Origin of the sequence: Desulfuromonas versatilis (assembly GCF_019704135.1) — a bacterium.
In the GTDB taxonomy this organism is placed as follows: Bacteria; Desulfobacterota; Desulfuromonadia; order Desulfuromonadales; family NIT-T3; genus Desulfuromonas_A; species Desulfuromonas_A versatilis.
The window spans coordinates 803,338-817,587 of sequence record NZ_AP024355.1; the positions used below are offsets into that span (position 1 = coordinate 803,338).

The following is a 14,250-nucleotide window of genomic DNA, read 5'->3' on the forward strand; positions in this document are numbered from 1 at the left end:
GACTATGCCAGCCCAGATTGTTGGTTTTGAAGATAAGAAGCGTATTTCCACCCAGAAGCTGCTGCTGCAGATCTATCGCGCGCTGGAGCAGGGCGAGACCGAGTTCGAGGTGCTCTCCTCGGGTCACCACGACATCGGCGGCCCGCTCTGGACCGCCGACGGCACCCCGCTGAAGTTCCGGGTCAAGAACCCCGGCCAGCGCGTCGGCGCCTTCGGCCTCGACGGCACCGAGATTGTCGTCGAAGGCTCGGCTCCGGCCGACGCCGGCTGGCTCAACGCCGGCGCGACCCTGGTCATCAAGGGCGACGGCGGCGACACCACCGCCCACTGTGCGGCCAGCGGCAACATCTACGTCGCCGGGCGGGTCGGCACCCGCTCGGGCTCGCTGATGAAGCACGACCCGGCCTACGAGCCCCCCCAGTTCTGGGTGCTGAAGAACACCGGCTCCTTCTCCTTCGAGTTCATGGGCGGCGGCATCGCCGTGGTCTGCGGCTATGGCCGCGAGGAACTCGATTCGGTGCTCGGCGATCGCAGCTGCGTCGGCATGGTCGGCGGCACCATCTACGTGCGCGGCCCGGTCAGCGGTCTCTCCGACGAGGTCTGGCTGCTCGATCTCGATGACGCCGACCGCCAGTTTCTGGCGGAGAACATGCCGGTGTTTCTGGACAAGATCGACCGCTCGGAGATCCTGCCGGCACTCACGGACTTCTCCCAGTGGAAGAAGATCGTCGCCAAGTCCTACGAGGAGCGCAAGGCCTATCACCGCCAGACCATGCGCGAGTTCCGCCAGAGCAAGTGGGTCGAGGGAGGCATTTTCGGCGACGTGGTCCAGGACGACTACACCCTGGTCGCCGGCCTGGTCAACGCCGGAGACGACCGGCTGAAGATCCCCCATTGGCAGGACAAGCGCTTCGGCGCCCCCTGCCAGGTGGCCTGCCCGTCCAACATCCCCACCCAGGACCGCATCAACCTGCTGCGCCAAGGCAAGTACCAGCAGGCCCTCGAGCTGGTGCTCAAGTACTCGCCTTTCCCGGCCAGCGTCTGCGGCGAGGTCTGTCCCAACCTGTGCATGGACGCCTGCAGCCGGCGCTTCATCGACAAGCCGGTGGCGATGAAGGAACTGGGCCGGCTCTCGCTGGATGTCCCCGCGCCCCAGGTCAAGCCGGCCAGCGGCAAGCGCGTGGCGGTCATCGGCGGCGGCCCCGGCGGGCTGTCGGCGGCTTGGCAGCTTAGGCTGCTCGGCCACCAGGTCACCGTCTTCGAGGGCGACAAGGAGGTCGGCGGCAAGCTGCGCCAGGTCATCCCCAGCGAGCGCCTGCCGGAGAACAGCCTCAATTCGGAAATCAAGCGGATCAAGGACCTGGGGGTCGAGATCCAGGTCGACACTCCGGTGGATGCGGCCCTGTTCGAGAAGATCCAGGGTGAATACCAGGCGGTGGTCATCGCCTCGGGCGCCCACAACGCCGTGGTCATCCCCTTCCCGGGGCACGAGCGGCTGGTCAAGGGGCTCGATTTCCTGAAACAGATCAACAACGGCGAGAAACCCAAGGTCGGCGAGCGGGTGGTCGTGCTCGGCGCCGGCAACGCCGGCATGGACGTCTGCCTGGGTGCCTACGCCATGGGCGCCAAAAAGGTCACCGCCATCGACATCCAGCGCCCGGCCGCCTTCAAGAAGGAGATCGACCACGTCAAGGCCCTCGGCGGCGAGGTTCGCTGGCCGGTCTTCACCGAGAAGATCACCGAGGAAGGGCTGTGGACCAAGGATGGCGAGCTGATCGAGGCCGACATGGTGATCATCGCCATCGGCGAGCGCCCCGACCTCTCCTTCGTCCCCCGCGAGTGGCTCACCGACCGCGGCATGATGGACGTTGACGGCTGCGGCCAGGTGGTCAAGGCGCCCGGGGTCTTCTCCATCGGCGACACCATCAAGCCCGGCCTGCTCACCCACGCCATCGGCGGCGGCCAGGAGGCGGCCCTGTACATCGACGACTACCTGGCCGGCAAGCAGCTGGTGCCGGTGCAGAAGCCCGAGATGATCAACCAGAGCTGCCTCTCCAAGGAGCTGTTCAAGCCCCGCAACCGCGGCCGCTTCTGCGTCACCGACGCCAAGGACGAAACCCTGCGCTGCATCAGCTGCGGCACCTGCCGCGACTGCTCCATGTGCCTCGAGTCCTGCCCCGAAGGGGCCATCCGCCGGGTGGAAAAGGCCGACGGCAGCTTCGAATATGTCTCCGATGCCGAAGTCTGCATCGGCTGCGGCATCTGTGCCGGCATCTGCCCCTGCGGCGTTTGGGCCATGGAGCAGGTGGTCTAGGCCAGAGCATATCGGAAATGCTGCACTAACCAATAATCTCCTCCCCCTTCAAGGGGGAGGAGGCGCAACCAAATGGCACATTGAGGCAGTATTGCTGAATAGTTACATACTGCAAGAAAAACGGCGGGCCCGCAAAGGCCCGCCGTTTTTTTTCCGGGAGTTTGCAGGTCTAGCCTGCGGAGGAGGCGGCCTGCAGGTATTTCTCGGCCTGGTCCACCGGCAGAGGGCGCCCCATCAGAAAGCCCTGGCCGAGCCGGCACCCCTCGCTGCAGAGAAAAGCGACCTGGTCCTCGGTTTCCACCCCCTCGGCCACCACTTCCAGGTTCATGCTGCGTCCCAGGGCGATGACCGAGGCGGCGATGGCCGCGTCATTGGGGTCGTGGTTGATGTCGCGGACGAAGGAGCGGTCGATCTTCAATTTCGAGATGGGGAAGCGTTTCAGGTAGTTCAGGGACGAAAAGCCGGTACCGAAATCGTCGATGGCCAGATGGATGCCCCGCTTTTTGAGGTGCGCCAACGACTCGATGGTGGCTTCGACGTTTTCCATGGCGCAGCTCTCGGTAATCTCGAGCTCCAACCACCCCGAATCCAACCCCGATTGGCGCAGCACCTGGTCTACGGTTTCGATGAAGGAACTCTGCCGGAACTGCCGCGGCGAGATGTTGACCGCCATGCGTACGGGGGAAAAGCCCTGCCGTTGCCAGGCCAGGTTCTGCGCGCAGGCGGTGCGCAACACCCACTCGCCGATGGGGACGATGAGCCCGCTGTCCTCGGCCAGGGGGATGAAATCCGCGGGGCTGATCATCGGCTCTCCCGGCGGCTGCCAGCGCAGCAGCGCCTCGAAACCCACCAGGCGCCTGCTGCCTAAATCGAACTGGGGTTGATAGTGCAGCACCAGGTGCCCTTCGTCGATGGCCCGGCGCAGGCGGCCTTCCAGCAGCAGCAGCTCGTGGGTGCGGGCATTCATCTCCGGCCGATAGAACTGGAAGGTGTTGCGTCCGGCATCCTTGGCCCGGTACATGGCCACGTCGGCTGCCTTCATCAAGTCGTCGATGGTTGCGCCATCCTCGGGATGGAGGCTGATCCCGATGCTGGTGGTCAGATACATCTCGTGGTTTTCGATGACCACCGGCGCCGCCAGCTGATCGAGAATCTTGCGGGCGATCCCCGAAACGTCCTGGCCGTCGCGCAGCATCTCCAGAACGATGACGAATTCGTCCCCCCCCATGCGGGCCACCGTATCCGATTCGCGCAGCGACCCGCGGAGACGCCGGGCCACCTCGCACAGCACCCGGTCGCCGATGGCATGCCCCAGGGAATCGTTGATTTTCTTGAAGCGGTCCAGATCCAGAAACAGCAGCGCCACCGAATGCCCGGAACGGCGGGCCTTGGCCATGGCGTGCTCGAGGCGGTCCTGGCAGAGCAGGCGGTTGGGCAGATCGGTCAGCGGGTCGTGATGGGCCAGGTGATCCAGGCGGCTCTGGTTTCGCTGCAGCTGCAGGTTCTTTTCCTCCAACTCGGCGGTGCGCTCGGCAACCCGCTGCTCCAGGCTTTCCAGCAGCTTCATGTTGCCGTAGGCGATGGAGGCTCTCTGGCTGAACAGGGTCAGCAACTCGGCGTCGGTGGCGTCGAAGGGGCGCTGGCGGCGAAAGGCCGAAAGACCGCCGATCACCTGGTCGCCCTGAAACAGGGGGGCGATCAGCCCGGTGGTCACCCCCAACTCCTGGGCCAGTTCCTGCTTTACCCGGCAATCGCCCTGAAGATCCGGGAGGCAGAGGGTCTCACCGTTTTGGAAGACCCAGCCGCACAATCCCCCCTCATGGATGGGGATGCTCTGCCTGCGGACCTTCTCCGCGTGGAGACCGAGCGCCGCCTGGTAGGTGAAGGTTTCGCCGTCGTGGTCACCGATGGGGACCAGGGCCAGGTCGGCATCCACCAGCTCCCGCAGCCCACTGCACAGGGTTTCGAGAAAGGTTGGGCTATCGGCGGCAGCGGCGATCAGCCGCCGGGTGCAGCGGTCGAGCTGCTCGAGTCCGGCCTGATGGCGAAGCCGCTGCTCATCTCTGACATTGCGCTCGGCGATTTCCACCTCGAGGGCGGTACTTTTCTTGCGGATCTCGTGGATGGAAATGTCGGAAATATGAATCACCCCATAAACGAAAAACGCCCCGCCCATGAAAATCGTCCCGGTGACCAGCTCCAGGGGGAGCAGGCCGCCGGTAACCAGGTTACCGACGAACAGCAGGTAGCCGAAAAAAAAGAAGACCATCAACAGAATGATGGTCAGCCATTTGCCGCGCAGGGTGCCGGGAACCGCGCTGCGGATCCCCAGACTGCGGACAATGGAGTAGAGCATGATGGCCGCCCCGGCGAGTATCTGGGTGACGGAGAGGAGGGTGCTTACCGACATGGGGACTCCTGCACAAGGGGCCGTCAAAGGACCGACCCGGAGGGGGTTCTGGTAATTTGTGCAAAATCTGGTCCAGATGCGGGGCAGGAGGTGCGGAAGTTGGGGGGAGCCGTCAGAGGGGGGCAAGCGCGAGGAGTCGAGGTCTGGGGCAAGAAAACGGGGGCAGACCGCTTCGGGCCGCCCCCTGATTAATCACGCCGGCGAGCGCGGCGGCCGGTCAATACTCGAAATCTACCGCCACCACCCCGGATACCGCAGCCTTGATCAGCACCAGGGCCGCCTGGTGGTCGGGATGGACCTGGTAGCGGCCCATGGCCTCGAGGTCGTCGAAGGAGCTGACCAGGCCGAAGTCGTAGGAGCGCTCGGAGCGGACCACGTCGCGGCCGAAGACGAATTCCTTGATCTCGGGGATGGCATCGGGCAGGGCGCCGAGGGCCTCTTCGATGGCGGCGATCTGCGCGTCGCTGGTTTCGGGCTTGAATTTCATGAAGACAAGGTGCTTGAGCATGGGGCTTCTCCTTTGCACGGATGGTCGCCGTTTTCCGGCGGTGGTGGCTGACAAGCGAGGGATGGTCGGACCGCTATAAAAACCATTTCGGGGGAGAAAATGCAAGAACATCCTGGTCAAGGGGGCGTGTGGGGAAGATCATGGCCGGGAGGGGTGTTTCAACTCCATCAGGGCCCGCTCCAATTCGGAGCGGACCTCGTCGACCTGCTCCCGTCTCAACGCCCTGGCGAGGGCCCGCCGGGTGAGCCAGCCGGCGGCGCTTCCGCAGTTGCCGAGGGCCCAGGCGCAAAGCAGGCGGGCGGCCGGTTCGCTTTCGCCGAGTCCGGCCCGCAACTGCTTGATGCGCTCATCGGCCCGGTCGCCCAGCTTGAACAGGGCGTAAACCGAGGCCAGGCGTACCGCGGGGTCGCTGTCCGAGGAGAGGTGTTGCAATCGGGTGAGCACGCTCTGATTGGCGACCTCGATGCGCGCCAGGGCCAGGGCGACCATCTTGCGCACCTCGGCGTTGTAGTCCTGGGCCATGCGCAGCAGATCGGGTACGGCCCGGGAGGCACCGTTGCCCTTGCGGCCGATGGCGGATACGGCGTCGGCCCGGATCGCCGGGTCGTCATGATCGAGGGCCGATACCCAGGCGTCCATGGCCGAGTCGATGGCCGGGTCGATCTTGCGCAAGGCTTCGAGATAGCACTCGGAGAGCGCCCCTTCGGCGCGGTCGAGCAGGTTGGCGATCTTAACCAGGGCGCTGCGCGAGGCCTTGCCGAGGTTGCCCAGGGCCATGGCGGCATAGCCGCGCACGTCGTGGTTCTCTGCGCTCAGGCCACGCAGCAGCACCGGCAGGGCCTGGACGGTCAAGGGCTTGGGCAGTCCCGAATACTTGCCCAGGGCGCCGCATGCCGCGCGGGCCCAGTCATGCCGGCGCAGGTCGAGGCTGGCATCGACGGCGGCGATCAGCACCGGGACCGTATCGGCGGGACAGCAGCCGTGCCAGGCCAGCGCTTCGCTGGCGAGGATCCGCGCCCAGCCGTCGCCGTGGTAAATCAGTTCGCGCAGTGCCTCGCGCCATCCGGGCACCGCCGGGCCCAGCTCGCGCAGCTTCTGCCAGGCGGTAATTCGCTGGTCCCAGTCCTCGCTTTGCCGCAGCTGCCCGATCAGCCCCGCCAGGCGCGGGTCCAGTTCGAGCCGAGCCAATTCCTCCAGTCCGCGCGCCACCAGATCGGCACTTGCCCGCTGCAGGTTGAGGGTGCGAGCCTGGACCATCTCTCCGATCTGTTTGAGTTCAGTCATCTGCCGGCTTTCGGGTGAGGCCGGCCAATTCCCGGCCGGCCTCCTCGATCTGCTCCTCAATGGCCTGGGCCAGCTCCCGCAGCAGGTTGCGGCCGGTGCGCTCGGCCTCGCGGGCGCTGGCCATCAGCACGTGGAGTTCGCTGTTGCGCAACTGGTGCAGGGTCCGCTCGGTATGAGCGAGTTTTCCTCTGAGCCGCTCCCGGGTGCGCTCCAGCCTGGAGATGATGGCGGCCGTGTCCTGGCCGACCACGGTTTCCGGGCTCGATTGCCAATGGCGCAGGATCTCCTCCATCCGCTCGCGATCGCCCCGGGTGAAGGCCTCGTTGAGCTCGGCCATGAGCCGGGTGCGCAAGTCGCGGGAGGTTTCGTCGCAGGCCTTGTCGGGGTGGATCTCCGCGGCGATGTGGCGATAGAGTCTGCGGGTCTCGGCCGGGATCTCCACCTCCGGTTCCGGGGGGAGCGTTTCAGCCCGGAAGCTCTGGTAGCTTCGGGCGGTCTGTTCGGCTGCGGCGCGGGCCCGCTGCGCCCGGCCGCCGAGCCAGGGGTCCCGGGGGGCGAGCCGGGCGCGGGCCTCGGCGATGCGGGCCTTGAGATCGTCGAGCCGGGCGTAGCGGCTGCTGACCTCCTGGTGATAGCGCACCTCGAAGCGGGCCAGGGCCAGGCGCATCTCGCCGAGTTCCTGCTCGCGGCCGGCAAGCGCCTCGGCCAGTGTTGCAACCTGCCGGTGCAGCCGTTCGATATCCGCCTCGTCAGGTGGGGGGGCGACGATCAGTTCGCTGTCCATGACCTTTATCCAGGTTCCGCCCCCAGCTTTCGCGCTGCAGGCTCTGCACCACCTCCAGAGCCTCTTCCACGTGGCGCTCGGCGAACATCATCGAGTTGCAGATGTGGCGCACCACCCCCTGCAGGTCGATGACGTAGGTGACCCGCCCCGGCATGATCCCCAGGGTGCGCGGCACCCCGTAGGCTTTGCGCACCGCCGCCTCCCGGTCGCTGAGCAGGGGGTAGGGGAGGTCGTGTCCGGCGGCGAAGACGCGGTGGCTGTCCCGGGAGTCGCTGCTGATGCCGAGCACCGCGGCACCGCGGTCGAGGAACTGCTGATAAGCGTCGCGGAAGCCGCAGGCTTCCTTGGTGCAGACCGGGGTCTCGTCCTTGGGGTAGAAAAACAGCACCACCACTTGTCGGCCGCGAAACTCCGCCAAAGAAATCAGGCGGCCGTCCTGGGCTTCCAGGGTGAACTCGGGGGCGGTATCGCCGATCTGGATGGGTTTCATGGTGCAGGTCCTTTCGCTCCCGAGGCGGGAGCGCGCCCGGGGATGGTCTGTTATTTCCAAGCCGTTTCCTTTATAGTACCGCAGAATTGCCCAACGCAAAGCCGCCGCCCCGGCCGCGGCGGCGATCATTCCCATGAAGGCCGCGTCATGAACATCCTGATCCTCGAACCGTTTCTCACCGGCTCGCACGCCGCCTGGGCCAGGGAATACGCGGCCCGCAGCAGCCACCGGGTGGAGGTTCTCGGGCTTGCGGGGCACTACTGGAAATGGCGCATGCACGGCGGCGCGGTGACCCTGGCCAGAAAGTTCCTGGAGGCGGATCTGCGCCCCGACCTGCTGCTGGCCACGGACATGCTCGATCTGACCACCTTCCTGGCCCTGACCCGCAAACGCACCGCGGGCCTCCCCACGGCGCTCTATTTCCACGAAAACCAGCTCAGCTATCCCTGGTCGCCGACCGACCGGGATCCCGGGCAGGAGCGCGACATGCACTACTGCTTCATCAACTACGCCAGCGCCCTGGCCGCCGACGCGGTGCTGTTCAACTCCGGCTTCCACCTCGAGTCCTTCCACGGCGAGTTGCCCGGGTTTCTGCAGAGCTTCCCCGACTGCAACGAGGCGCAAAGTTCCGCGGCCATCCGCGCCAAGAGCCAAGTGCTCCCCCTCGGGCTCGACCTGGCCCGGCTGGACGAATTCCGGCCCCCGGAAGCCATGCAGGGGCAAAGGCCGCTGATCCTCTGGAATCACCGCTGGGAATACGACAAGAACCCGGAGGAGTTCTTCCGCGCCCTGTTCCTGCTCGCTGCGCGGGGGCTGGAGTTCGAGGTGGCGGTGCTGGGGGAGTCCTACCGGCGGGCGCCGGCGATTTTTGCCGAAGCCCGGCGGCGGCTCGGCGAGCGGATCGTCCAGTTCGGCTACGCCAGGGATTTTGGCGAGTACGCCGGGTGGCTGTGGCGCGCCGACATTTTGCCGGTCACCTCGATCCACGATTTTTTCGGCGTCAGCGTGGTCCAGGCTATGTACTGCGGCTGCCGGCCGCTGCTGCCGCGGCGGCTGGCCTACCCGGAGCACCTCCCCCCGGCGGAGCAGGGGCTGTGTTTCTACGAGGGATTCGAGGACTTGGTGGCGCGCCTCGAGAAACTGCTCGGCGACGGCTGTCGGAAGCGGGAGTCAGGGACCGGCGCGTATGTCGCCCGCTACGACTGGGGCCGACTGGCGCCGGTTTACGACCGGGTGCTGGCGGGGATCGCCGGCTGCGGCAAAGCGGGGCGGGAGGGGTGAACCGCGCGGCCCAAAGGCCGGGCGGGGGTCAGCTTTTGGCGATCTCTTCGAAGCAGTGGCGCTGGCGGTTTTTGCGGATTTTTTCCGGGTCGAAGATGCGCCCGTTCATGGCGATGTAGACCCCCTCGGGGAGCAGCTGGACGGCAGTGACCGCCGCGGAGATGTTGAAGACCGCATCGGTCTGCCGGAAGATCGCCGGCTGCATCGCGCCGGTCAGTACCACCACTTTGCCCGGGACCCCTTTGAGCACCCTGGCCGTCTCCACCATGGTGTCGGTGCCGTGGGTGACCACGATCAGGCGCTCCTGGGTGGCGGCCACGGCCTCGCGGACCCTCTGCCGGTCGGCGTCATCCAGCTCGAGGCTGTCCTTGCGCAGGAGCGCGGTGACCTCGAAATCGAAGCTTACGTTGGATTCGCGCAATACCTGGGCGATTTGCGGCTCCCCCACCTGGTATTCGCTTTTCTGGTCGAAGTAAATTTTGTCGATGGTGCCGCCGGTGGTGATGATGCGGATTTTCAAGACGTTTCCTCAGTCGGATTAAGTTTGCAAGTTGACGGTGTGCGCATGAGACACCGGCGCGGGCGGACTGTCAACGGTTTTTATATGAGAACCCAGAAGCCAGAATTCAGAATCCAGTAGATAATCTCTGCCTTGTTTCTAGAATTTCTCGTGACTCGTGACTCGTGACTCGTGACTCGTGACTCGTGACTCGTGACTCGTGACTTACGCGCCTGAGTATAGCCGATCCCCGGCAACACCCCAAGCGCTTCCCTGCTATCATTAATTACGGACGTCAGCAACTTTGCCGACCGAGGAGGGTTCCATGGGCGCCGCATTCGTCCTTTTCTTCCTGCTGATCCTGGCCCTGGGAGGGGTGTCCCTCTACCGCGCCGCCAGGTTCACCGCGCCGCCGATTCCCCGGCCCTCCTCGGGGGCCGCCCCGTTGCGGGGGGAGCCCGCGGCGCAGCGCCTTGCCGGGGCCCTGCGCTTTGCCACCCTGTCCGACCGGGATCCGGGGCGGTTGGACGCCGAGCCGTTTCGAAGGTTCCAGGCGTTTCTGGAGAGCAGCTTCCCCCGGGTTTACGCGGCGCTGGAGCTTGAGCGGGTCAACCAGCTCAGCCTGCTCTTCACCTGGCGCGGCAGCGACGAGTCGCAGCTTCCGATCCTGCTCATGGCCCACCAGGACGTGGTGCCGGTGGCGCCGGGGACCGAAGGCGACTGGAGCCATCCCCCCTTTGCTGGAGCGGTTGCCGACGGCTATGTCTGGGGCCGGGGCGCGCTGGACGTCAAATCCGGGCTGATGGGGATCTTCGAGGCGGTGGAGGCCCTGCTGGCGGAAGGGTGGCGGCCGCCGCGCACCGTTTACCTGGCCTTCGGTCACGACGAGGAGGTGGGCGGGGCCCAGGGGGCGGCGAAGATTGCGGCCCTGCTCGGGGCGAGAGGGGTGCGCCTGGCCCTGGTGCTCGACGAGGGGGGCGCGGTGCTCGAGGACGGGCTGCCGGGGGTGCCCGGACCCCTGGCCACGGTGGGGGTGGCCGAGCGCGGCTTCGTCAACCTGGAGCTGACCGCCCGGGGGCGCGGCGGCCACGCCTCGATGCCGGGGAGCGATGCCGCCATCTCCGTACTCAGCCGGGCCCTGGTGCGGCTGGAGCGCCGCCCCTTTGTCGCCGACCCGGGTTTTCTCATCGACACCTACCGCCACCTGGCCGAGCGGCTCACCCCGGGCTACCGGCTGCTGTTCGCCAATCTGCCGCTGCTCGGCCCCCTGGTGACGCAGCGGCTCGGAGCCACCCCCAAGCTCAACGCCGGCTTGCGCACCACCGTCGCTCCGACCATGGTCAGCGGCGGGGTGCAGGCCAACGTCCTGCCCGGGCAGGCCACGGCCAACCTGAATATTCGCATCTTCCCCGGGCAGAGCGTGGCCGGGGTTCTGGAGCGGGTGCGCCGGGTGGTGGCTGACCCGCGGGTGGAGGTGCGCCAGGTCGGGCCGAGCAGCGAGCCTTCGCCGGTATCCGATTCCCGGGGACGGGCCTTCGGGGTGCTCGGGGAAGTCATCCGCCAGGCCAGCGGGGATCCCGATCTGCCCGTCGCTCCCTACCTGGTGGTGGGGGCCACCGATTCCCGCTACTATGCGCCGCTGGCGGAGAACACCTTCCGCTTCCTGCTCAATCGCCTCGGCAACGGGGACTTCCAGCGCATCCACGGCACCGACGAGCGCATCTCGGTGGCGAACTACGCCCAGGTGGTCGCTTTCTATGCCCAGGTGCTGCGCCGCTCAGGGGAATTCTGAGCCGGCTGCGGGAGCGGTTTTTCGGGCTGGATACCTAGCCGGGTTTTTCCTCGAGGGCGCTGACCCTCTTGTACAGCCAGCCCCCCAGGTAAAAGCTGACCCCCAGCACCAGCAGGCAGGCGATCCTCACCAGGGGCGGCGCTCCTGCCAGGTCGTAGAGCAGCACCTTGGCCGCCGAGGCGGCAAACACCAGCAGGGAGGACTGGCCGAGGATCTTGTCCCGCCGCGCCAGGGCCAAAAACAGGCAGGCCAGGGCCAGCAGCCCCCAGCACAGGGAGACGGCCAGCTGGTTGGCAAACAGGTGAACCGCGGCCGCCATGGCGCAGACGTGCCCCCCGTAGACCAGGGCGATGGCCCATCGCTCGTTGAGCCTGGCGCGGCGCACCAGCCAGAAGCCGCCGTAGAGTTCGGCGGCATAGGCGATGACCAGCAGGCCGCTGCCCGGCACCCTGGCGAGGTCGGCCAGCAGCACCACGCGCATCAGGTTGCTGGCGTAGATGAGCCCCACGGCGCCGAGAATCGGCCAGCCCAGGGCGTAGCGCCCCCCGCGGGCCAGGGTGTGCCCGGCGACCACGGCCGCCAGCACCAGCCCCACCCAGGGTTGCCAGCGCAGGGGGACCGACTGCAGGTAGCCCGCGTGCAGCATCACCAGCGCGACATAGCTGCTGAGCAGCAGGCGCCCGCCGCTGCTCTCGCCCCCGAGGCTGCGGCGCACCCCCCAGTAGGCCAGGGCCAGGACCGCCGCGCTGGCCACGGCGATCCACGGGGCCCAGGCGGGCAGGAAGCGGTCCAGCAGGGTGTACTGCAGCACGTAGAAAATCAGCAGCGCCGGCAGATGCGCCAGGGCCGTGTTGCGGTCCAGGGGGGAGGCGCGCCTGATCGAAAAGGCGGTGGTGGCTCCGGCGAAGATGACGAACTGCACGCACTGGAAGCCGAAGGCCTCGACCCAGTGATGCCGGGCCGTTGCCGCCCAGTCGAAGCGCCACACCAGGTCGAAGATGATCAACCCCAGGTAGAGCGCCACCAGGTAAACCAGGCGCCGGCCGACCCAGACCGCGTAGATGCTGAAGACCAGGGCCCAGGCCGAAAAATAGATGGCCAGGTCGAGGATGCTGCCGCGCAGCCCCGCCAGCAGCAGCGGCGCCGAGTAGGAGCCCGCCACCGCGAACAGGGCGTAGAGTTCGCTCTCGAAAAACCGGCACAGCCACAGCGAGCCGAGGCAGACCAGGATGATGGCGCCCGCGGCCAGCGGCACCGGGATCAGCCGGTAGTAGAGGTGCGCTCCGTAGGTGGCCAGAAACAGGATCACCACCCCGCCAGCCGGCAGCAAGCTGGCATAGCCGCGGTCAGCCCGGCGCAGGGCGATGCCGGTGCCGATCAGCCCCAACGCCCCCAGCACCGTCAGGCCGATCTGTCGGGCCGGGGACAGCCAGCCGAGATCGATCCCGAGTTTGACCAGGTAGGCCGCCGCCAGCACCAGCGCCGCCACCCCGCCCCAGCCGAGGATGTTGGTGACCGAAAGTTGGCGGCTCGGCCGCGCCCGGGGGGCGCGCGGCGGGATCGTGGTGCGTTTGGGCGGGTGGGGCCGGCGCCTGCCCGCCAGCGGGGGCTCGTCCAGCGGTTCGAAGACGAAGCCCGGGTCTTCCTCGGCGGGCGGGGCGACCGGCCGGGGCGGGGCGCCGCCGGCCAGCAGCTTCTCCAGGCGCTCGAGCCGGGCTTCGAGGGCCTCCAGGCGCTTGTCCAGATCAGACATCCGAGAAATCCTTTCGGGCCGAAAAGGGTTGAACAGCCTCGCTCGAAAAAACGCCGCGGGTCAGGATCGGTGCTCCAGCGGAGCCGGAGAGGCGGGCGCATGCACCTCCAGCCAGCCTTTGCTGCGCATCAGTTCGATGGCCTCGCGGGGAACGTGCTCCAAGGCAAGCACCTCCGCGGGGGCGATCTCGCCTTTTTCCAGCTGCTCGAGCAGCCGGTGGTGGTATTCGGTGCGGGTCTTGCGCTGGTGGTAGTCGCGGTAGACCAGCGAAGAGCCGAGCACGGCGATGATCCCCATGGTCAGCCAGAAGATCCCGTGCTCGATCTCGACATGGAAGCCCTCCAGGGCGAGCTTGGTGCCGATGAAGAAGATCAGCTGGTAGGCCAGGTCCTCCAGGCGCGGCAGCTTCTCCAGCACCCGCACGAAGAGCCCGGCGGCAAAGCGCAGAAAGATGATGCCGAGCACGCCGCCGATCCAGACCACCGCCAGCTTGTCGGTCATGGCCACGGCGGTGGTGATGCTGTCGATGGAGAAGGCGATGTCGGTCAGCTCCACCACCAGCACCGTGGCCCAGAAGTTGCGGGCCGTGGCCGGCCGGGTCTGGTGGGCGTCCTCTTTCTGGAAGAAGAACATGTGCTTCATCGCCAGGTAGAGCAGGTAGCCGCCGCCGATCAGCTTGAAGAGGACGAACTGCATCAGGTGGGCGGCGAAGAGCAGGGCGATCAGGCGGAAAATAAAGGCGCCGACGATGCCGTAGGTCAGGGCCTTTTTCTGTTGCTCCTTGGGCAGGCTGCGTACCAGGATCGCCAGCACCAGGGCGTTGTCCACCGAAAGGATCCCTTCCAGGGCGGCGAGGGTGGCGATGGTCAGGGCGTCGATGGGGGCGATCAGGCTGAATTCGTGGGCGATGCGGGAAAGCAGGTCGAAGGTCATGGAAAAGGGGCGCTCCGGAAGCGGTTGGGCCGGCCGCGGTGGCCTGCGGCGAGCAGTTGAGAATGTGCCCAGATCATAAGCCAAGCCGAGACTTTTGGAAAGGGCCCTGCCGGGCGGTTGGGTCTCCTCCTTTTATGGCTATGGACTTTTTTCAGGGATTGTCCTATTGTAGAGGTCCACGAAAAAAGCCCCATTCTCGGGG

General features: G+C 66.6%; 11 protein-coding genes. 3 read left to right on the forward strand and 8 right to left on the reverse strand.

Annotated elements, in window-relative coordinates; genetic code table 11:
• The first annotated feature begins 4 nt into the window (after positions 1-4).
• Positions 5-2,314 (forward strand): FAD-dependent oxidoreductase, encoded by a 2,310-nt coding sequence (locus DESUT3_RS03520; protein ID WP_221251089.1) that lies wholly within the window; start codon positions 5-7, stop codon positions 2,312-2,314.
• 169 nt (positions 2,315-2,483) lie between these two features.
• Here DESUT3_RS03520 and DESUT3_RS03525 read toward each other — a convergent pair whose 3' ends face one another.
• From DESUT3_RS03525 to DESUT3_RS03545, 5 genes are all read right to left on the reverse strand, one after another.
• Positions 2,484-4,724: a putative bifunctional diguanylate cyclase/phosphodiesterase gene (locus tag DESUT3_RS03525; RefSeq protein WP_221251090.1), complete on the reverse strand. Its 2,241-nt coding sequence runs from the start codon at positions 4,722-4,724 to the stop codon at positions 2,484-2,486.
• A gap of 217 nt (positions 4,725-4,941) precedes the next feature.
• The gene (locus DESUT3_RS03530) at positions 4,942-5,232 is read right to left on the reverse strand and encodes a Dabb family protein (RefSeq protein WP_221251091.1); all 291 of its coding nucleotides are present in this window, start codon (positions 5,230-5,232) and stop codon (positions 4,942-4,944) included.
• 138 nt (positions 5,233-5,370) lie between these two features.
• A complete protein-coding gene (locus DESUT3_RS03535) occupies positions 5,371-6,516 on the reverse strand; it encodes a HEAT repeat domain-containing protein (RefSeq protein ID WP_221251092.1) in 1,146 nt (381 codons plus the stop codon).
• Complete coding sequence (locus tag DESUT3_RS03540) at positions 6,509-7,300, reverse strand: hypothetical protein (RefSeq protein ID WP_221251093.1); 792 nt, start codon at positions 7,298-7,300, stop codon at positions 6,509-6,511. The genes DESUT3_RS03535 and DESUT3_RS03540 overlap by 8 nt, the downstream gene beginning before the upstream one ends.
• A complete protein-coding gene (locus DESUT3_RS03545) occupies positions 7,266-7,790 on the reverse strand; it encodes a peroxiredoxin (RefSeq protein WP_221251094.1) in 525 nt (174 codons plus the stop codon). Before DESUT3_RS03545 ends, DESUT3_RS03540 begins: the two co-directional genes overlap by 35 nt.
• A gap of 147 nt (positions 7,791-7,937) precedes the next feature.
• Here DESUT3_RS03545 and DESUT3_RS03550 point away from each other — a divergent pair, with 147 nt between their 5' ends.
• Positions 7,938-9,071: a tRNA-queuosine alpha-mannosyltransferase domain-containing protein gene (locus DESUT3_RS03550; protein ID WP_221251095.1), complete on the forward strand. Its 1,134-nt coding sequence runs from the start codon at positions 7,938-7,940 to the stop codon at positions 9,069-9,071.
• Between the two features lie 28 nt (positions 9,072-9,099).
• Here the strand turns inward: DESUT3_RS03550 and DESUT3_RS03555 are convergent, their stop codons facing one another.
• Positions 9,100-9,591, reverse strand: a complete 492-nt coding sequence (locus DESUT3_RS03555) for an asparaginase domain-containing protein (RefSeq protein ID WP_225911608.1) — start codon at positions 9,589-9,591, stop codon at positions 9,100-9,102.
• A gap of 304 nt (positions 9,592-9,895) precedes the next feature.
• On the opposite strand from DESUT3_RS03555, the gene DESUT3_RS03560 reads away from it, so the two are divergent.
• On the forward strand, positions 9,896-11,362 hold the full coding sequence (locus DESUT3_RS03560; RefSeq protein ID WP_221251096.1) for a M20 family peptidase: 1,467 nt from the start codon (positions 9,896-9,898) through the stop codon (positions 11,360-11,362).
• A gap of 34 nt (positions 11,363-11,396) precedes the next feature.
• Here the strand turns inward: DESUT3_RS03560 and DESUT3_RS03565 are convergent, their stop codons facing one another.
• Together DESUT3_RS03565 and DESUT3_RS03570 are read right to left on the reverse strand one after the other, a co-directional pair.
• Entirely contained in the window at positions 11,397-13,115 is a 1,719-nt protein-coding gene (locus DESUT3_RS03565) for a DUF2339 domain-containing protein (RefSeq protein WP_221251097.1), read from the reverse strand.
• Positions 13,116-13,175: 60 nt separating this feature from the next.
• On the reverse strand, positions 13,176-14,048 hold the full coding sequence (locus DESUT3_RS03570) for a TerC family protein (protein ID WP_221251098.1): 873 nt from the start codon (positions 14,046-14,048) through the stop codon (positions 13,176-13,178).
• Between the last annotated feature and the right edge of the window lie 202 nt (positions 14,049-14,250).

Bases quoted from the DNA above. Each gene is read 5' to 3' on its own strand.
- DESUT3_RS03530 (WP_221251091.1), bottom strand. From the start codon at position 5,232: ATGCTCAAGCACCTTGTCTTCATGAAATTCAAGCCCGAAACCAGCGAC.
- DESUT3_RS03560 (WP_221251096.1), top strand. From the start codon at position 9,896: ATGGGCGCCGCATTCGTCCTTTTCTTCCTGCTGATCCTGGCCCTGGGA.
- DESUT3_RS03545 (WP_221251094.1), bottom strand. From the start codon at position 7,790: ATGAAACCCATCCAGATCGGCGATACCGCCCCCGAGTTCACCCTGGAA.
- DESUT3_RS03540 (WP_221251093.1), bottom strand. From the start codon at position 7,300: ATGGACAGCGAACTGATCGTCGCCCCCCCACCTGACGAGGCGGATATC.
- DESUT3_RS03565 (WP_221251097.1), bottom strand. From the start codon at position 13,115: ATGTCTGATCTGGACAAGCGCCTGGAGGCCCTCGAAGCCCGGCTCGAG.
- DESUT3_RS03535 (WP_221251092.1), bottom strand. From the start codon at position 6,516: ATGACTGAACTCAAACAGATCGGAGAGATGGTCCAGGCTCGCACCCTC.
- DESUT3_RS03520 (WP_221251089.1), top strand. From the start codon at position 5: ATGCCAGCCCAGATTGTTGGTTTTGAAGATAAGAAGCGTATTTCCACC.
- DESUT3_RS03570 (WP_221251098.1), bottom strand. From the start codon at position 14,048: ATGACCTTCGACCTGCTTTCCCGCATCGCCCACGAATTCAGCCTGATC.
- DESUT3_RS03550 (WP_221251095.1), top strand. From the start codon at position 7,938: ATGAACATCCTGATCCTCGAACCGTTTCTCACCGGCTCGCACGCCGCC.
- DESUT3_RS03525 (WP_221251090.1), bottom strand. From the start codon at position 4,724: ATGTCGGTAAGCACCCTCCTCTCCGTCACCCAGATACTCGCCGGGGCG.